The sequence below is a fragment of the Agathobacter ruminis genome (genome assembly GCF_002735305.1).
GTDB classification, from domain to species: Bacteria; Bacillota; Clostridia; order Lachnospirales; family Lachnospiraceae; genus Roseburia; species Roseburia ruminis.
Genome location: NZ_PDYG01000031.1, coordinates 25,813 through 44,972, shown reverse-complemented (window position 1 = coordinate 44,972; position 19,160 = coordinate 25,813). Strand labels below are relative to the sequence as shown.

21 protein-coding genes and 1 riboswitch are annotated in these 19,160 nt (G+C 38.9%); of the genes, 1 reads left to right on the top strand and 20 read right to left on the bottom strand.

The features are described from left to right. Positions 1-211: 211 nt before the first annotated feature. The 10 genes from CSX02_RS06560 to CSX02_RS06520 form a co-directional block, all read right to left on the bottom strand. Complete coding sequence (locus tag CSX02_RS06560) at positions 212-388, bottom strand: hypothetical protein (RefSeq protein WP_242970429.1); 177 nt, start codon at positions 386-388, stop codon at positions 212-214. 9 nt (positions 389-397) lie between these two features. Further along, positions 398-1,450: a HigA family addiction module antitoxin gene (locus CSX02_RS06555; RefSeq protein WP_099386068.1), complete on the bottom strand. Its 1,053-nt coding sequence runs from the start codon at positions 1,448-1,450 to the stop codon at positions 398-400. A 28-nt stretch (positions 1,451-1,478) separates the two neighbouring features. Further along, positions 1,479-1,694, bottom strand: a complete 216-nt coding sequence (locus CSX02_RS06550) for a type II toxin-antitoxin system RelE/ParE family toxin (RefSeq protein WP_408607277.1) — start codon at positions 1,692-1,694, stop codon at positions 1,479-1,481. Between the two features lie 811 nt (positions 1,695-2,505). Continuing rightward, entirely contained in the window at positions 2,506-2,718 is a 213-nt protein-coding gene (locus tag CSX02_RS14025) for a hypothetical protein (protein WP_330399467.1), read from the bottom strand. Positions 2,719-2,729: 11 nt separating this feature from the next. Further along, complete coding sequence (locus tag CSX02_RS06540) at positions 2,730-3,884, bottom strand: AAA family ATPase (RefSeq protein WP_099386066.1); 1,155 nt, start codon at positions 3,882-3,884, stop codon at positions 2,730-2,732. A gap of 260 nt (positions 3,885-4,144) precedes the next feature. Beyond that, the gene (locus CSX02_RS06535) at positions 4,145-5,206 is read right to left on the bottom strand and encodes a zinc ribbon domain-containing protein (RefSeq protein WP_207653756.1); all 1,062 of its coding nucleotides are present in this window, start codon (positions 5,204-5,206) and stop codon (positions 4,145-4,147) included. Positions 5,207-5,301: 95 nt separating this feature from the next. Further along, on the bottom strand, positions 5,302-5,859 hold the full coding sequence (locus CSX02_RS06530; protein WP_143248145.1) for a hypothetical protein: 558 nt from the start codon (positions 5,857-5,859) through the stop codon (positions 5,302-5,304). An 8-nt stretch (positions 5,860-5,867) separates the two neighbouring features. After that, a complete protein-coding gene (locus tag CSX02_RS13525) occupies positions 5,868-6,026 on the bottom strand; it encodes a hypothetical protein (RefSeq protein WP_189281392.1) in 159 nt (52 codons plus the stop codon). Between the two features lie 13 nt (positions 6,027-6,039). Further along, on the bottom strand, positions 6,040-7,143 hold the full coding sequence (locus CSX02_RS06525) for an SPFH domain-containing protein (RefSeq protein WP_099386064.1): 1,104 nt from the start codon (positions 7,141-7,143) through the stop codon (positions 6,040-6,042). An 18-nt stretch (positions 7,144-7,161) separates the two neighbouring features. Next, the gene (locus tag CSX02_RS06520) at positions 7,162-7,566 is read right to left on the bottom strand and encodes a hypothetical protein (protein WP_189281390.1); all 405 of its coding nucleotides are present in this window, start codon (positions 7,564-7,566) and stop codon (positions 7,162-7,164) included. Between the two features lie 196 nt (positions 7,567-7,762). On the opposite strand from CSX02_RS06520, the gene CSX02_RS06515 reads away from it, so the two are divergent. Then, on the top strand, positions 7,763-7,924 hold the full coding sequence (locus CSX02_RS06515; protein WP_099386062.1) for a ribbon-helix-helix domain-containing protein: 162 nt from the start codon (positions 7,763-7,765) through the stop codon (positions 7,922-7,924). A 282-nt stretch (positions 7,925-8,206) separates the two neighbouring features. On the opposite strand, the gene CSX02_RS06505 is transcribed toward CSX02_RS06515, so the two are convergent. The 10 genes from CSX02_RS06505 to CSX02_RS06460 all read right to left on the bottom strand — a co-directional run bounded on the left by CSX02_RS06505 (position 8,207) and on the right by CSX02_RS06460 (position 19,140). Beyond that, a complete protein-coding gene (locus CSX02_RS06505; protein ID WP_189281388.1) occupies positions 8,207-9,649 on the bottom strand; it encodes a sensor domain-containing diguanylate cyclase in 1,443 nt (480 codons plus the stop codon). Between the two features lie 194 nt (positions 9,650-9,843). Continuing rightward, positions 9,844-10,617: an ABC transporter ATP-binding protein gene (locus tag CSX02_RS06500; protein WP_099386059.1), complete on the bottom strand. Its 774-nt coding sequence runs from the start codon at positions 10,615-10,617 to the stop codon at positions 9,844-9,846. Beyond that, positions 10,601-11,569: a FecCD family ABC transporter permease gene (locus tag CSX02_RS06495; RefSeq protein ID WP_278278647.1), complete on the bottom strand. Its 969-nt coding sequence runs from the start codon at positions 11,567-11,569 to the stop codon at positions 10,601-10,603. The genes CSX02_RS06500 and CSX02_RS06495 overlap by 17 nt, the downstream gene beginning before the upstream one ends. Before the next feature lie 56 nt (positions 11,570-11,625). After that, positions 11,626-12,672 (bottom strand): ABC transporter substrate-binding protein, encoded by a 1,047-nt coding sequence (locus tag CSX02_RS06490; protein ID WP_099386057.1) that lies wholly within the window; start codon positions 12,670-12,672, stop codon positions 11,626-11,628. A gap of 33 nt (positions 12,673-12,705) precedes the next feature. After that, a riboswitch (cobalamin riboswitch) is annotated at positions 12,706-12,877 on the bottom strand. Between the two features lie 83 nt (positions 12,878-12,960). Then, a complete protein-coding gene (locus CSX02_RS06485; protein ID WP_189281387.1) occupies positions 12,961-13,629 on the bottom strand; it encodes a MerR family transcriptional regulator in 669 nt (222 codons plus the stop codon). Beyond that, positions 13,619-15,229 carry a MutS-related protein gene (locus CSX02_RS06480; protein WP_189281385.1) on the bottom strand — a complete coding sequence of 537 codons (1,611 nt, stop codon included), beginning with the start codon at positions 15,227-15,229 and terminating at the stop codon, positions 13,619-13,621. The genes CSX02_RS06485 and CSX02_RS06480 overlap by 11 nt, the downstream gene beginning before the upstream one ends. 75 nt (positions 15,230-15,304) lie before the next feature. Then, positions 15,305-15,979, bottom strand: a complete 675-nt coding sequence (locus CSX02_RS06475; RefSeq protein ID WP_099386054.1) for an NUDIX hydrolase — start codon at positions 15,977-15,979, stop codon at positions 15,305-15,307. 3 nt (positions 15,980-15,982) lie between these two features. Further along, positions 15,983-17,470: a hypothetical protein gene (locus CSX02_RS06470; RefSeq protein WP_099386053.1), complete on the bottom strand. Its 1,488-nt coding sequence runs from the start codon at positions 17,468-17,470 to the stop codon at positions 15,983-15,985. A gap of 16 nt (positions 17,471-17,486) precedes the next feature. After that, positions 17,487-18,209 (bottom strand): DUF134 domain-containing protein, encoded by a 723-nt coding sequence (locus tag CSX02_RS06465; RefSeq protein ID WP_099386052.1) that lies wholly within the window; start codon positions 18,207-18,209, stop codon positions 17,487-17,489. Positions 18,210-18,318: 109 nt separating this feature from the next. Further along, positions 18,319-19,140, bottom strand: coding sequence for an MBL fold metallo-hydrolase (locus tag CSX02_RS06460; RefSeq protein ID WP_099386051.1), 822 nt, complete (start codon positions 19,138-19,140; stop codon positions 18,319-18,321). Between the last annotated feature and the right edge of the window lie 20 nt (positions 19,141-19,160).

The following is a 19,160-nucleotide window of genomic DNA, read 5'->3' as shown; positions in this document are numbered from 1 at the left end:
CCCCCCCCCGAATTTTTGTCAACATTTTTTAAATTGCGCTTTTTCCCTGTTTTTTCGCAATAAAAAAGGTGATTCCGAAGAATCACCTTTTTATCACCAATCATTCATCTAACATAATGTTGCCTTTTTTGCCTTTTCTCTCAAACGAGGCATTTGCTCTGCTCTTGTGCGATATCCTTTACCCTTAACAGCATCATTCTGCCAGCATAATTTATTGCGCTTTGCGTATTTTCCTAAATATTTCATACTGACGTTTCAACTCTGCTTCTTCATTGACAAGCATATTTTTTGCTTCTAATATTCTTTCAATTGCCTGAGCAGGGTCCATAGTATGATATGGTAAAAATAAGCCTCGTAATTCTTTTGGTTTTACTATTTTCTTTCCCATAACCCATTATTAAATAGCTATTTCATAGTGTTCTTTTAAATCATTCAACATACTATGTTTAATGCATCCTTCGTTCTGTAATCTTCCAACAACAATTCCAGGAGCAATCCCTTGTTGCTTGGCAAATTTACATATACTCGTTGCAGAATAATTGCTTTTGTCTCTAAAGTCATCAAATACTTCCATCGGAATTAATGTATCTCTAGCCCATGCATCAGCCCCAAGCTCATCATCCTCTGTTGTACCATTTACTTGCCCTATATGACCTAAAATAATATGAGCCAGCTCATGAAATAAACTAAACCAGAACTTATCAGCATCTTTACCTCTTGCAGTTAATCCTACTACTATTTTTCCACCATCCATAAAAGACGCTCCCTGTAAAAAGGAACCTTTTAAATGTGGTAAAAATATAAGAGCTATTCCACAATCCGCCAATACCGATTTAATCTTTGGACAAAAATCCTTTGGCTTCATAACTGTCATTTCTCTGATCTTAGGAATTGCATTTATCAATCCCTTTATATTAATTGGTGCAGTTTGAATATTTCTTGCCTCCAGCTTAGCCTTCTGTGCCCAAGCCATAAGGGCAAAATCGCCTTTCTCAGTTACTGCCAATCTTCTACATGCAATTCTAGTTATCTGCGTATTTTCTAATAATGAAAGTTCTACTACTTCAAAATATTTTCTTAGATTTATTACTTTTTCCTTAGAGTCTCTAGCTTCTGGAACCCATCCAAATTTTGCCATTTCATTGTATGGAAGTTGTTTAGCTAAAGCCTCATCAGCCTCCATTGCATTTTCAGCTTTAACTTTAATTAACTTTTCTCTGTAAATAGCTTCTAAGTTATTCCAAAACTTTGCTGGTACACCCAGTACCACTTCCAATCTTACAGCCACCTCCGGAGTCAACTGTACTTCACCGTTTATAAGCTTGCTTATATGCTTTTCAGACATATCCATTCTCGCAGCAAACTCTTTCTGACTCATCTCTCTGTCGTTAAGCTGCTCCTTAATTGTCGCTCCAGGTGGTGTTGCAATAAAACTGCGACTTCTCACCATAGTGCTACCTCCTATTCATTTACATTCACTAATGATAATCAACTATTTCCATTATATGAGCTACTTGTATTTCATTACCATGTTTTTCAAAAACTAGTCTATACGGATGAACCAAATCAACTGCATATTGTCCCTTTCGATTATTCGTTAGTGGATGGCATCTACCGATATGAAACTTAATCATATCTTCCACAGTATCTGCAGCTTCGATTTCCCCTATTCTCATTTGAATCTTTTCTGACATTTCATTCCCATAGGTTCTATCTGAAACTTTGGCATCCGTACAAACTTTCTTGATCTTATTATTTTTGTACGAGATTTCCAATGCCTCACCTCTTTCCCAAAATTTACCTTTGAGGTAAATTTATAATATCACCTCTGTTGCAAATCGTCAATCTATAATTTACCTTAGTGGTAAATTCTCACAGTATTGTCAAATGCCTATGCTCGTATCAAATCGTATCAAATCCGTCGTATCAAATCATACTCGGCCGATCAATGAATTCCTCAAGAATCTCATAAGTATTGCTTATAATTCTGCTCTCCTTTCTTTCATCGGTGCGACGCCATTCCTTTGATGATTTTATCTTATCACCTAGCCAATTCAAAAAAAAGATAGACAAAACTCTACAAAACTCTACAATTGCATCAGCCACATGTTCCTGTGTATTCTTTCGTTTTTTTCACTTCGTTTCGATCGGTGAAAAAAAGAAGCGATTAAGAACCTTGTCTTAATCGCTTCTTTTTTAGGTATTCACCAAATCCATCAAAGTATATTCCCCCTTGCGGATTTTGGATATTTCATGGTATTTCTTAATAGCATCCAACAATATGTCAGCATTAGAAAAATACTCTCTCACAAACTTGTAAGACTTTACTCCGGACATTCTTAAATCTTCCTTGCAATAATCACTTGGTTTCTTTCCTGACTTTTTAAACTCCTTATACTTATCCTCATTGAGAATAATCAACATTTCAATCTCCGGAGCAGTAATTACATTGATAACATCAACTTTGTGCTCATATGCTTTGCTGAGTTTAAAATTTTCGCGACGCTAATCCAAAATTCGAATTACAGAAATCTTATCCATAAAACCTTTTCGCAAATATTTCTCTTCAAAGCGCTTACCATCTCTACAGCGAATGACCTCTTCTTCCAACATTTCTTCTCTGGTAAAAATCAGCAAATCATTATCTAAAAGAATATCTATAATGGCATTTTCCGCTGCCCCCTCGCATATACAAGCCTTATATTTCGCTAACTCCATTGGCCTGCCTCCTATTCAATCGCCGCAGCTATGCTTTTTTTCAGTCGGATATACGCTTCATACTTCGGTGTTGTACCATCCATAAGTCCACTCTGATAAGCATCACTCTTTTTAATATCATTTCTATTCAGAATTGTAGCCAAATTTTGCGCGGTGATTCCGTCTCTGTTGCGAATAATATAGATACTGTCATTTCTGTCGTACTCATCCAATAATTCCGGATAGTGCGTTGAAAAAACCAATGTACCGCCATTCTTATTCAACTTGTTATCCATAAAAAATCGCATCAACGTGGTTACAATTTCCTTGTTAAAGTGATTTTCTAACTCATCAACAATCATATATCCGCCCGTCTGCAATACTTCCCGCGCCAGAGTAAATGTAATGATTCCCTTTACTGTACCGGAGGATAAGTAATTATTTAGTTGAATCGGATTATTCAGTACAATCTCTTCTTTTCCTTTAAATTTAAGAGATATGACTGTCTTTTGTTCTTTTTCCTCAAACTGTAACCGTTCAATCGTCGGATCCAGATAAGTTATAACCTCCGGTGGAATATTGTCGGAAAGAGGGAGCACATTGTTGTTGGTGAATCTAAGCAAATTCACCACTCGCAAGTTTTCGCCCGTCCGCTTGTTTCGAGCAATCATGATGCTGACATCATCCGGCAAAAAATCCTCCTGCCCACTTCTTTGCATTATAGGATCCCTATCACCAAAATCGAGTAACGATTTTCGCGTAGTAATCTCGTCTATCTGCTTCGACCAAATCCGTTCTGATATAATACTATAAATAGTACCCTCCATCTTGGCTTTGTTTGATGATATAGTAGTTTCCAGACGGCATATCTCCCCACCTGTCGCTGAATAGAAGTAAATATCTAACACAGCTTTCTCTGCATTTCCTAGAATATCTTTGGTCTCAATGTGGTTAATTGGCTCGTTATTAAGAATCCCAAGCGCTAAAAGTATTACCTTCAACACAGATGTCTTGCCGGAAGCATTAATGCCAATAATACCATTTGCAGAATTTAGGTATATATTCGAAAACACTGGGTATAGAAGGTCTTGCTGCCCCTCGGACACTCTCTGCCTAGCATAAAAACATATATCCAGTTTTTCTCTAAAGAGTGGTAGCCCATCCGCCACAATTCGTAATATTTTCATTATCCGCCCTCCAAAATTTAAAAACAGATTTCACGTTAATAAATCTATCTATATGGATAGTATACCATCTAAATTAGATTTATCAACGAATTTTCCGTTTTTATTTTTAAGTGTAGACAGTCACATTAGGCTAGTTCTAGATACGGTATCAATATACTTTATAGGAAAGAAGCGATTAAGGACATGCCTTAATCGCTTCTTTGGTTTTAATCATATTAATCCCATTATAGAATATTTCGACCTCTGCGTACCATTTTTTATCATTCTGCTTCGTAATAGTATTCTATCTTATCAAATTTTAAATTATATGCCCAAATACTTGCTACATCGGTTGTATCTTTTCCATTCAAATTTTCACAATATACCCTAAAGTAACCATCTTCACAATTCACCAATGTATCCCCGTCATAGAAAAGAAGCCTGTACCCTGCAAAGCTAGCAATCTTATCCTTTGTCTGCCTAAATGTAATATAAAGATTATCGTCTGACAGGTTATAATCAACCATCTCAACCGCATCCATATCACCAGTGTCTCTATATAATTCATCTATAGGAGTGGCTGAAGATTGGATTTTATAATCTCCCCCCTCCATATCTCCTTCAAAACCATACACGAAGCAATTCGTTTTTCCCTTTTGAAGTATAATATCATCTGAAATTTTTCCGATAACCTTATTATCCTTAGATACAATTGCAGTATTTTTAATATATACATCTTGTTTTCCAACAACCTTGTCCACTCGATATGTATAATAATCCGTTTTATAGTACTCTGTACTTACAACATCATAATATTCATTCCCATCTCCGGTATCTTCAGATTCACTAGATGGCGATTCAGATTCATCAATTTGCACGACAGCACTTTGCGTTTCTTCGGTGGACTTTTCTTTTTTTGTTGAATCTTTTTTCGCCTGTTTATCTTTGGCTGCATCCGCCAATGATTCTTCTGTCGTTTCAGATTGTTTTATGTCTGCTCGTTTTTCGCCATTTCCAAGATGCATGGCTATTATAACACTAATAACTGCAATAATAATAACTGCAGCACCAACTACTGCTATAATTATGGCATTGTTCTTTTTCTGCGTAGCTGCGTACTGTGGGGTGTTATACATATACTCTTGAGATATAATCGGAGACACCGGTATACTATCTGATTCATTCATCGGCGAGCCGCACTCTGGACAGTACCTTGAGTCTGATTCTGTACCACAGTTTGGACATTTCTTTTTTTCGGGTTTTTGCTCAGCAACTTTCATAGGGTTACCACATTCTGGGCAAAACTTGCTATCAGCTTCCACCCCACAGTTCGGACATTTCATATTTTCATTTCTCCTTCCACATAAAAAATATTTACAACTACAGTATTTCATTAATAATAATGACTTATAAATATCAAATATTGCCAAATGCAAAATCAATGGTACGATATTATAACCCTTGCACTCGGATCAAAGTATTCGTATTCTCCAAATGTTGAATCCCCATCTATTGTTATCTTGTCAATCGTATCTGATTCCCAAAACCAAAATGCATCATCCATATCAACAACTTCTATATTTGTAAATCCTATCTTTTCTAGTTCAGACACAATCCCTTTATACTTTTTACCAACAATATCTTCTGAAGATCTCCCTATACATATTTTTCCTTCCCTACTCACTTCCTCATGTTTTATAGAAAGCCCTAATCCAAACCAGACCAATAGTACAAGTATTATACATCCCGCAAAAAACAATAATGAGTGCTTAGACTCTTTATTCAGCCGTTCCTCCCTTATAACAGCAGCCTTATCAATAAATGTCTTGGTAACATTCACTGTTTTCTCTATTTTCTCATTACTCTCAGTTCTCTTAACTTCATCATCAATAGCAAACCGGCTCCCACAATACGAGCAATACGCTTTTTTTGTTCCTATCAACTCTTCTGTTATCATGGCACCACAAGACGGACATTTCAAATTTTCAACTCTCATAATGCATTTCACCCAATTGCCATCACCATAATTATTATTGTTCCAAATACTAAAATACTAATTATCATGCCAATAACAGTTGAAACCATATTTGATGATCCAATTTGTTTCTCCTTATCAATCTTGTACTTTTGAGTTTCTTCATCCTCCAAAGCTCTTTTGTTCATAATTTTTCCTTTCTTACAAACCTAAAATATCCCTTTTCTTGATATCAAATTCTGCCTCACTGATTGCTCCAATATCCAATAGTTCTTTAAGTTTTTTTACCATTTCAACTTGGTTATCAAAAGCTACCTCTGCTTTATCACTTTTCATATTTTCAAACAGGTTCATTCCCATCATAAATCCTGCCGCATCACCTAATCCATTTGCTTTAACACCTTGTCCGACATTCTGCATAAATGCTATATCCGATGCTTTTTTTGAAGTTGCTCCATATGCATCCACATTCATTTTATTTGCAGAGAATTGCTTTACCAATTCTCTTGAATCGCTTGAGAACTGTATATTATTGATGTAAATCGAAGATAATTCAAATCCATATTTTTCTTTCCATGCGCCTACATTAAGAGCATCCTCATTAATCGTCTTCGTAATGTCACTGATATGGCTCGGTAAATCGGAGGTTCTAATTTTTTTTGACAAACGATTTAATGAAGCACCTAATGATTGTATTAGCTCTGCACGAATAATCTCAGACGCTTCAACATTTGATAAATCATAATATTCGCAATTGGGTGGCAAAAAATTCTGTATAAAAGTCGCAGGTTTGATTATCTGAATTGAAAAAGTGCCATGCGCTATTATTTCAAGGTCAACATCATAGAAAAGGTCATGATACAATAGTGGTCCTCTTGTGCCAAATTTTATATTTCTTATTTCACGTAAATTCATAAAAAGAATTTTTTTATAAGAAGATGGCTGTCCACCAAAATCAAATCTACTATTGATTGATCTAACGATAGATTCCATGAATCCATCATTACTTAATAAACTCTTTTCACCATTATGATATTCAAATTCGCCAGGCTCTGTAATAATACCTTCAATTCCACTACTATCAAAAATAATAGCCAATGTATTCTCTGGAACAAATATTTTTGACCCATTCGTTATCACACCTTCTGATGAATTTGTATTACTACCTCTTCCATTATTTTGATTAATAAATGTTCCAAGCTTTATTACTTCAGTTTCCGTAAAAGGTTCAACCGTTATTATATCTCTCCACTGATCCGAAAAACTCCCTGACACAGCTCCACTAAATGCTTTAATAATACCCATATAAGAATGTTCCTTTCATCATTTTCCATGATAATTTATTGTAATTAACACATCAGGCTCATACACTACTCCCTTACGAAGAGTTCTTCCGTTGACTTCCACCGATTCAATCATTCCTTGCCTATTAAACAAATCAACTAATGTTATGTCATGCATATTAATGCTTATAATATTTTGAAAGCCTGCTTTTTTCAATATCGATTCCATTTCACTATAATTGTAATGTTCTAAATTGCCGACTGAATTAGGAACTTTAGCCCCCTCATATTTTTCATCATTCTCATACTTATAACTATCCTGTTTTTCATTTCTACGGTTTGGTGATACCATTGCATAAACACCCCAAGTAACATCTAAAAAAAGAAGAATTGATGCATATGAATTTTTTCCATTTCGTTTGTAGTCAAAATTTTCGCACCACAATATGAGCAAACGAATACATCTCTATTTTCAACGAAAGATATCTCAGCGCCACATTCTGGACATTTAATAACACTTAACTCTATTGGCATTATTTTATAGCCTCCAGTCTTACTACTTTATCCTACTTTTTACTACTTCATTATATCATAAATGAATTATATTACAATGAATGTGGTAGCAAGAAAGGGTATAAAGTATGAAAGAAAAACCGTACAAAGTAAAAGTATCCGTCTCATTAGATGAAGATACCATCGAGATAATCAAACAACTTGCTGAGCAAGACGACCGAACATTTAGTGCATATATAAATAAAGTTTTGAAAGACCATATCAAAGAATCCGAAGCTCAAAACTCATAAAAAAACAGGGCCGGAGATTTCCGCCCTGTTTTTTATTCATCGTCATTTGTAAAATCATTATTATCTTTAGCTGACTCGATTTTCGCCTCTACGAAGCCTTTTATATTCTCTACACAGTCACCTTCTTTTGATAAAGCATCCTGAAATGCCTGAAAATCAGGATTATCACTGTCCGAAAGAATCGTATTCCTTATTCTAACCTGTTCTACTATCGAAGCAATCAGATCAATAACGATTAAGACTATGCCCACAGCAAAGCACTAATGAAATAAGACTGTAAATCTATATTGAAATGATTGTATAGGTATCCCGCGTCTTTTTCGATTCATATAGCGCCTTATCCGCAGTCGCAATCAGATTATTTACAAGCTCCGTTCCATAGGCTCCGCCAAAGCTCATGCTAATTCGTACTTCCGGATACCCGTCCACGGTGACTTCTTTTACTGCCGCTTTCAACTGCGCCAGCTTTTTCTCAAGACTCTTCTTATTGATATGAAAAAAAACCAACATGAATTCATCACCGCCGTAACGAATGACCATATCTTCTTTTCGTACCAACTCTTCCAGCACTCTGGCGACTTTTGCAATCGCTTCGTCTCCACCCCTGTGACCTGCGGTATCATTAACTGCTTTAAACAAGTCAATGTCGCACATGACAACCGCCTTGCAAGGCTCAAAAATCAGCTTTTCATCCAGGAATTTGCGGTTGCGCACTTTCGAAAGAGAGTCCACATAAATCGCCGTTTCATAATCGGATATCATTTTCTGCTGTGCAAGATTCTGCAGTTTGGAATCTGTGATATCCATGCAACCATATACAAGGTGAGAAAGACTTCCGTCTTCGTTTCGATCTCCCACCATAAAGATGCCATTGTACCAACGATTGGCGCTTGCACTATAAAATTCCATCGTGGAGGATCCGTGTTCCTCAACGGCTGCAAGAATACTATCTTTATCCAGCCATTCATTCAATCTGTCACGAAAACTTTCTGCAACGGTTTCATCGACTATTTTTTTCATGAATGCGATTGCATCAGGGGCTTTTTCTACCGACTCCACATATTCATTGGTACTGATCATGCGATAAGTCATATCCTTCGCATCAATGAACAGTGAGAAATTAAATACCTTACCGATTGCTTCAATGATTTTAACATGTTCCTCGAGTTCCTGCTGTGCTGTGACATCCAAATAACATCCCATATAAATCTCAAGGGAACCGTCATCAGGGCGTCTGATAAATCTTCCCGCACCGGTAACCCAGATGATATTGCCGTCCTTCTTCTGCATACGATATGTAGCATGTGTGATTTCCGGCAGATTGCGATGACATTTCACAGATTCCCAAAACAGCTTCACGATTCCGTCCCGTTCTTCGGGAATCAACGTCTTTACCCAACTGTCAAATTCATTCGGCAGGTCTTCAAGTCCACTATACCCAAGCATCTGTCTGGTTTCATCATTAAATTCAAAACTCAGCAGATTTTCATCCCTGTCAAACGTGCAATAAAACATGCCGGATTTTAAGCCTTTTGCAAACATATCCTCTCTGATTTTTGCGATACGATATTTGCTGTTGGCCTCATCAATTCTTTTGTTGCACTCGGCAATAATCTCCTGCTGTTCTTTTGGATAAGCGGATATGTCAAACAAAGGGACATAATCGTTTATTTCTATACCGGCTTCAGCAACAAACTTACCGACTCCGCCCTCTAATCTTTCCATTGAATTGCCACTTTCCATAATAACTCCTTTAAGTTGCGTTTACTTTATTTGGTAAAGTATTTTCCTTTTATTCTAATTCTAATATTTATTGTATCACTTATCTTATTATTTTTTGCTCTTTTTACAAAATTTAACATCAAAACAGTATTTGTTCGATTATTTTCGTAATACCTTTACATTTATCAAAAAGGAATCTAGGACCAAAATGACAACTGTTTTTGCATATAGGATTCCACATCCATTTCATATGCCTCTTTCAAAATTTCTCCGGAAAGGACAACATCCTTTGAACCGGCAGATATAATCTGTCCGTCTTTCATCACCAGAAATTGATCACAGACTGACAGCGCCATATTGATATCATGAAACACCCCTATCAGTGTGTGCGCCGGATCTTCTTTGCACCAGTCAAGCAGATATTCCATCAATTCCGCCTGATAGCGCAAATCCAGATGGTTGGTCGGTTCATCCAGAAGCAGAATCGGTGTCTCCTGCGCCATGGTGCGTGCAAGAAATACACGCTGGCGCTGTCCTCCGGATAATTCATCGATTTGTTTTCCGCGTATTTCAAGCAATCCGTTTCTTCTGAGACACTTTTCCACCACATCTTTGTCCCTGTCATCCGGATTTCCAAAAATATGATTGGTATGAAGATAACGACCGAGCATGACGGTCTCCTCCACCGTATAGGAAAAATACAGTTGCGAGAGCTGCGTCATAACAGCAAGCTTCTCTGCGATTTTGCGGCGCTTATAGGAGCGCACTTCTTCTCCATCCAGGAGCAGACTGCCTTCATAAGGCAGGATTCCTCCTATGGCTCTTAACAGTGTGGTCTTACCACATCCGTTTGCCCCGAGGATTGCAACTTTGCTTCCCTGCTCGATTTGAAATTCTATATTTTTGATAACAGGATTGATATGTGGCTTTTTGCTATATCCGCATACTAAATCTTTACTTTTTAGAATCATGAAAATATACCCATACAAAAAACGGTACGCCAACAAGTGCAGTCACGGCACCAACCGGAATTTCCCGCGGCGCAAGAATCGTTCTCGAAATCATATCCGCCAAGGCCAGAAAGGCACCGCCGATTACCATGGACATCGGAAGTACATATTTGTGTTTCGAACCGAAAAGCCGTCTGACCGCATGCGGAACCGTTAAATCCACAAATCCGATAATTCCAGAAAAGCAGACCGCCGCTCCGGTTAGAAACGACGCAATCACCAGAAGTATCACCTTAGATTTTTTGGTATCAACGCCAAGACTCATGGCCTGCTCATCTCCAAAGGTCATGATATCCAGTTCCCTGTGCCATAACATTAATATGATGCCTCCGACGATGACACAGACACAGACAATTCCGGCATGAATCCATCTCCGTCCGGAGAAAGAGCCCATCTGCCAGAGAATCAGCCTTTGCACATGGTCACTGGCAAGAGAACTGATCAAAGTCAAAATTGCATTCACAAATAAAGAAAAGACCATACCAAACATAATGATGGTATGGTTTTGCATATTATGATCGATTTTTGCTGCCACGCCGATTACAAAAATCACGGTCAAAAATCCTGCCAGGAAGCCCACCACCGGGAGTGTAAACATACCCAAAGCGGTATTGGCTATGCCGCTTACAATCAAAATGGCCACACCAAGTGTTGCGCCGGCAGAAACACCCATCGTATAGGAGGATGCCAATGGATTTTGCAAAACGGACTGCATCACTGCGCCGCTTGCAGACAATGCCGCTCCCACGAAAAAAGCGCACAGAGTCCTTGGCATGCGAATCTCCCACAAAATGGATATCAGGGACGGATTCACGGAATCCGGAATTGCAGTTCCGGTAATTTTGTGGAAGACAATTGTCACGCCTTCCTTTACCGGAACCGATACACTTCCGATACTCATGCACAATATCACAATTATGACTGATAAAATGCAACTAATTATGATTTTTGCCCGATGAGTTTTCTGTTTCACGCTGCTTCTTTTTCCTCTGCTTTATCTGTGCTGAAAGGATCGACTACATCTTTATAATAATCCGGATAAATTGCTTTTGCCATAGCAATCATTGCGCTGATGACATGATGATTCGGCTGGTTGACTTCATCCGAATTCAACTGATATACTGCGCTGTTCTTAATTGCTGTGACATTTTCCCATCCGCTCATTTTCAATAATACATTGATGACATCAGGGGTATACATATCTGCTGTCAGAATCACATCAGGATTCATTGCCACTGCAGCCTCTTCTGTCAATGCAGGCCACTGGTCAGCTTCTTTTTCTGCGACATTGGTTGCACCGATGAGACCAATCATCTCTGTAATATAAGTGTTTGCGCCACAGGTGTAGATGGTCGGTGTGTCTGCAGAAGGTGTAAACAATTCAAAGAGAACTGTCTTTTTCTCCTCTTCAGGGATGGTTGCTGCGATTTTGGCAAGTTCATCCATCGAAGCCTGCATCTGCTCTACAATGGCATTGGCCTTGTCTGAAAGGCCTGTGATGGTTCCGATAAATTTAATATCTTCCTGAATATCCGCAAGGCTTGCGCTGCTTGGAAAATCGCATACACATACGCCGGATTCCTTTACGGAAGCAAATACATCATCGCCATGTGCTGCGCTCATGCCCGAGGTCAAAACAAGATCTGCCTTTAAAGCAATAATCTGTTCCTGATCAGGTGTCATCATATCAAACTGTGGAATATCAGCTGTTAATTCAGTGCCATAGCTTGCTGCGGAATTTGTGTCGCAGGCTACGATTTTGTCTGACAAACCAAGATCAATTAAAGTTCTGGTAATGGAAGGTGCCATAGATACGATTGCATTCACTTCGCTTGGGAGTACAATATCATTTCCCGCGCGATCCTGTGTCGGTAATGCCTGTGTTTCCACAGTCTGTGAAGCCTCTGTTGAAACGGCTGATGTGTCTTTGTTACTTGTTGTGTTTTTGCCACAACCGGCAACAAAAGTAGAGATCATGACAGCTGCCATGATCATCGAGAGTAGTTTTTTCTTCATAATTTTCCTCACTTTCTTTGGTCACGAAAAAAGTTTTGTAGTACTATACAGGCAGGTATCTGGCTGGAGAAAGCGTCACAAGTAAAATAATCAGGCCAATCCATTCTTACTTTCTCATCACAGTAGCGGCACTGCTGAAGATTCTCACTTCATTCCCTTTTCATTGGCTCCGAAGACGAAAGTACACGCAATCCTACGAATATTTCCGCTTCTGGTCACACCCATACAGCGAGTAGTATACTATTACAAAAACTCTATTGTCAACAAAGTTCCTCAGTGAATCAAAAATTAGAATTTGGATTTCCGATGAAAGCGCAAAAAGGATAACCCAAAAACCAAAATCCAAATAATCCATAGCACTAACGATTGAACACGAAATCCGTTCTCATCCAAACAATCATCGATGATTCCGATAATCGGAATCGAAATAAAAAGCAAAAACCATATCACATTAATGATCCGGTTCAATACCGGATTTGTAAAAAAGCGCCATCCCATGGCTGTAGAACCAACGAATCGATCAAAATTTGTAAATGCTGCAAACTCCTCTACCACATCATCAATCATGGCAAAGAAATTGCCTTTTTCCTCTTCTTCTTTCACATAGTTTAGATAATACTCTACATCCAAAACCCCATCGATTTGGTCTTCGATTACTTTATTGCACAAGTCCACTGAATTTTGAATCATTTGCTGCTTATCCAAAAGCACCTGAAGGTGATCTTTTAACACATGATTTGCATCCTCTTCTTCAATCAAAATTCTACCGATTGTCTCCACAGGAAGATCCATTTTGCGGTACAGGATAATCCTTTTCAGACGCATAACATCTTCGTCTGTGTAATTTCTGTAATTGCTTTCCTTTTCTCTTTGCGGTCCGATCAATCCCTTTTTCTCATAAAACCGGATATTACTAATGCTAAGCCCTGTTCGCTCCGCAACCTCACTAATTCTCATCTGCATACTCCTTTGCCCGTCTGATGATTGTTTCCGGATACCCAAGCAAATCCAATAATGCAATGGCATTTGATTTGGCATTAATCCCTTTGTGGATCTTATAATCGAATACTATATTATCATTTTTAATCTCACTGCTAAAGTGATAATTCTCATATCCGCTTACATTTGTCAGTTCCAGGTCATGTGTTGCCACAACCACCTGTGCATTTTGCGATTCCAAATATTCAAGCATCGCTTTTGACGCAGCAATCCGCTCTCTCGAATTGGTTCCTTTTAACATCTCATCGATCACCAAGAGCATATTGGCATCATCAGAGCATGAAATCATGGATTCCAGGCACTTGGCTTCCCGATAATAATAACTTTCTCCTGTACGAATGTCATCTCGCAAAGCCATACAGGTGCGGACCTGATAAGGGCGAATTCTCATGTATTTGGCTGTACAGGTATGAATGGTCTGCGCCAATATGCAATTGATTGCAAGGCTCTTCATAAAAGTCGATTTGCCGGAGGCATTTGATCCTGTGATGATGGCACAGCGGCCGGGCGCCCAATCGTTTGGAATTGCATTTTCTAAAAGCGGATGTATGATTTGCCTGATTTCAATTCCGTCTTCTGCGAATTCCGGTTCACACCAATAGGGCAGACTTTCGCGAAATGATGCCACCGCAATCTCTGCATCCGTGGTCCCTATGAAATTTAAAATTTGATACACAGCCTCTCTTTTTTCGCTGAGGATACGCTTCATATAACAAAAGATGGTCAAATCAATCAATGTCACACCAAAGATGTATTCATATAAGATTCCGACCAAATCTCCGGAAGCATAGGATTGTTTTTGTCCCGCAAGACGACCTAACAAACCCGATAATTTCTTCAACTGTTGCAGCGCATCTGTCACATCCTCTCCCACCTTCAGAGATTCTTTTTCAAAATGCTTTTTCATTTTTTCTGCGCCACTGTAAATCCGGAGAAAATCCATCATTCCCTGCAGATAAACCTCATATCGTTGCTTTGTACAAACATAAACCGCCAAATTCACCAAAGCAACCGTAATCAAGGCGCCCATAGCCCAATATGCACCGGTTAAAATAGAAAGCATTCCAAATCCAGCCAAAAGAATCTGCAGCAAATGATAAACAATGGGATTTCCCAACTTCCATGCAGATGTCTCCGAAAGAAATTCAAATAGGAAACAATCTTCCCTGCTTTTCCCAATCCTATGAAGCACGGCCTCTGTTTTGATTCTTAAATCAGGATTATTTTTATATGTGCTTAACCTGTTTTCAAAGGCTTTTGCAGACTTCTCATCTTTCTTTGATATTAGAAGTCGATGAAGTTGATGATACAACATCTGCTCTCCAATTGTACTATGGGTATGATTGATACGCGAAAAAATCTGATCCATTTCCAAATCATTCCATGTGCATTCATCCACATAGGAAATGCAATCACTTTTTTCTGATTTCAAAATCGCATGATGATATCGTTTGATATCCTCCATGCGATTTTGTGTATGATAGGGAAGGACCTCGCGAAGCGGATCTTTCCCAAAAGAATTGTTAATTGTAGAATAAATTTCTTTTCTGCAATGCATATGATACTCTCCTTTCACCGGGAATATACAGTATAAACCTGGTTGAGAGTCAATCATATTTCGAAATTCGATGGGTTATTTTTTTTGTTGGTACATTGCAAAACCGGCGAGGGTATATCCGTCTACCAGTTTTTGTTCTTGTATCATCCGCTGCAGCTGCTCCTCAGATACGAGCATCACTTCTTCGATCCCTTCATAATTTTTTCTTAATTCTACATTTGATACTTCACATACATATGCATCTACATAGACTCCTAGGATACCTGTATCCGGCGCGATGGTTCCGATTTTTTGCACCTTGGACACCTGTCGTGCGCCAATTTCTTCAGACAATTCCTTTGCCACATTTTCCTCCGGTGAAATATCTTTCTCTCCAAATCCGCGCGGAAATGCCCACACATAATCCTGAACCGAATGACGAAACTGACGAATCAGGACAAATTGATGTTCAAAAATCGGAACGGTTACCACCGCACCTTCCCCGACAGTTGCCAAAAGCCTGTCATAGGTATGAAGAAATCCATCTTTCTCTTCCACCAAATCCACCAGAAATGTATTGTAGGGACTTTGATAAATCAAACCGATTTTCACATGATTTTCACGCACAAACCGATCCACCACTCTCACATCTGTGACAATTTTCGGATAACCGCCTCCTCGAAAAGACTTCGGCCGTTCCTCCATTAATTTACAATATCCACGCCATTCGGGAGTGTTTTCGTATCCACTCTGCTCTTGCACTTTTTCCATAATCTACCCTTCACATTTCTTTGTGGCCCGCTTGGCCTGCAAAATATAATGCAGATCCCGAATCGAGCAAGCAATTCTTTTAATTGAATCCAAAATATCCGGCACATGCGTGCAACCGGCAATCACGGAATTCACAATTCCAAATACGATAATAGAAACAATTTCTATGGACAGCTGGGCAAATCTTTGAAACATATCTTCAAACAAGCTCTGCGCCAATCCCATCATCTTATTGATCAAAACAAATACAACTATATAAAAAACTGCAATTCCGATATTCCAGAAAATTCCCTTAAGGATACCACCAATCCATCTTTTCTGCTGGCGTCTCATATTCTCTGAATGCTCGCCTTCAAGGACTTCATAATGCAATTCCTTTTTATGTTTCCTTGTCTGTTTCTTCTGATGAATATTATCGGAAATCACAATATCTGCCTTTCGAAAATCCCGAAATACATCCGTCTTTTCGATGGCATCCAAAAAAGATTGCTCCATTGCTTTTACATATCTTTCCTCATTGCAGAAAGGAATATGTGCTCCCGAAGCAATATCCTGCCAATATAGTTCCAATTCCGTATGCATCGCCTCAAGAAGTTCAGCTTCAATATCATGATCCAATACAATTGAGATGCTCTCTTCAATCGTAAAATTATAGCAAATGTCAATTATTGCTTCTGCAAAAGCAATCGCCTTCCGGCAATTTACTTTATTTTCATCTGCAGCTCCATCCCATAAGTTTCTCAAATGGTGATACCAATTGCTTCTTCCACACAGAATTTTTGGAGTTCTCTGATTTTGCTTTATATAATCTCGAATTAACTTACATGCTTCCAGCCTATTTCTCGCCGACACTGCAGTAAATTCACATTTTTCTGTCTCGAAATCTTTTAATAAAAGCAACAAAAAATCCAACAGGGAGCGATTCGTTCTCCCCATTTCTTCCGGATTCTTTTCCGCGATATAAGCATCTTCTTTCATGCTAAACAAAAGAATCATCTGCACATAATGTTCAAACATGCGATAGCGCTTTGCTTCCCGCTCATCTCCTTTTGCAGCATATTGCTTGCTCTTTTTCATCAGCAGCCATGGATCGCTGCAGCGCAAGGCATCGGCCACATCCATTAGACGCATTTTATTTTCTTCAAGTTGGGATTCTTTGGTTTCAATCGGAAGTCCTGAGAATTGAAACGAACCGGGATTATCATGATTCAGATATTGCGCGATTGCATTTTGCATATATTCAGATGGCGTTTTGGCGGAGAAATACCGATTCATCTTAATCTTGCCGTGTCGAATCAAATTCATGATTGCCTCATAAGAATCATCGCTGTAAATTCCGGAAAGAAAGGCGCGGGAATCCGTCACCTGATTATAAGATAATACAATGGTATTTCCATATAGCATAATCTGGTTATACATTTCCGTAAGCGCAGCACGAATCTCCACAGGAGTCGTTCTTACGGAATCATTCTTAAACAAATATGTATACATCGTTTTTCTCGTTTTTTTATTGTCCGCAATGTCCGCCGCAGTGATGATTATCTTCATGATGATGATCATGATGATTGCATTGCACATCAGGATTATAGTTCAGGTTGCCGTCAAGCAATGCCTTCACTGCTGCATCTGCGTTTCCGGAAACTCCGCCAAAAAGAGTAATCCCGGCCTCTTTTAATGCAACTTGTGCACCGCCGCCGATTCCACCGCAAATTAATGTATCAACATTTCCTCCAAACAAGAAACCGGCAAGTGCTCCGTGTCCCTGGCCATTTGTATCTACAATTTCTTCATGTACGATTTCACCATTTTCGATATCATACACTTTAAATTGTTCTGTATGCCCAAAATGTTGAAAAATCTCACCGTTGTCATATGTTACCGCTACTCTCATCTCGTGTTCTCCTTTTTCCTTTAAATTTCCCAAATAATTATCACTTTGGGAGAAATGAAATTTTACATTCCCGCCGGAAATGATAAGGCTTCTACCTTCCACGAGCATTTGGGCTACTTTTTTGCGTGCGCTGTCATACATTGCCGTCACCGTTGTTCTGGCAACACCCATATTATTTGCGCACTGTTCCTGTGTCAGCCCTTTCGCATCTAACAATCGTATGGTTTCAAATTCATCAAATGTCAACTGAATCGCATCTTCACCCATTTGATCCGATGGGACAAATCCAAACTGTCCCGGAAGCCCTGATATTTTTCTGCATTTCGTACGCTTAGGCATGTCTTATCCTTTCTGACATATGTCAGTTTTAGCATACTCTTGTTTTTGACATATGTCAATATTAGCAAAAACGCAACATATGCTTCCCGTGCTTAATCTATCTGAAATTTTAGGACAGATGAATCCGCATTCCAACCTGCAGCTGCTCGATTTTGTCTCCAAGTTTCTCTTTTAAAATGCCATATGCCCTTCCTCCGGTGCAATGTCCGGTGCATATGTAATCAACCGAAGTTTGACTGATCATCTCAGCGACTTCCCCGATTGCCTCATTGCTCTTGTTAAACAAATGAAATCCACCGATATAGCCATAGATTTTTTTGTCCGGAAAAGCTTCCCTGACTTCATTGATGATATTCACAACACCACCGTGCGAACAGGAATTGATAATCAGCAAGCCTTTCTCGGTATCCAACACCAGACTTTGTTCATGCGAAAAATCATCCGGCATCCATCCCTTCTTCGTTCGACGATACATCATTTCCTGTTTCCCGATTTTCGAAAGGCCACATGTCGTATGCGGAATCAGATAGATGCCTTCGCTGATCTTATAATTTCCGGATACCTTTTCGATTCGGTCCGGATATTTTTCAAGCATTTTGCGCGGTATTCCGATATATTTTTTCAGGAAATAGATTTTCTTGTAACAATTAGCCGCCACCGTATCATTCACATAGAGTTTTGCCTTTTTATTTTGTTCCAAAAAAGCTGGGAAACCGTTTGCATGATCATAATGTGCATGACTTAAGACCGCATAATCGACATCCTCGACACGCTCACCCAATTCTTTCATATTACGCAAAAACAAATCGGATGAACCTGCATCCACAAGGATTTTCTTGTCCTGATATTTAACAAGCAGGCAAAATCCCCATTCTCCGGTCAAGTATTCATTTGAACGATTGTCGGTAATAACTACAATTTCTGTTTGCATTTTCTGTCTTCCCCTTATGG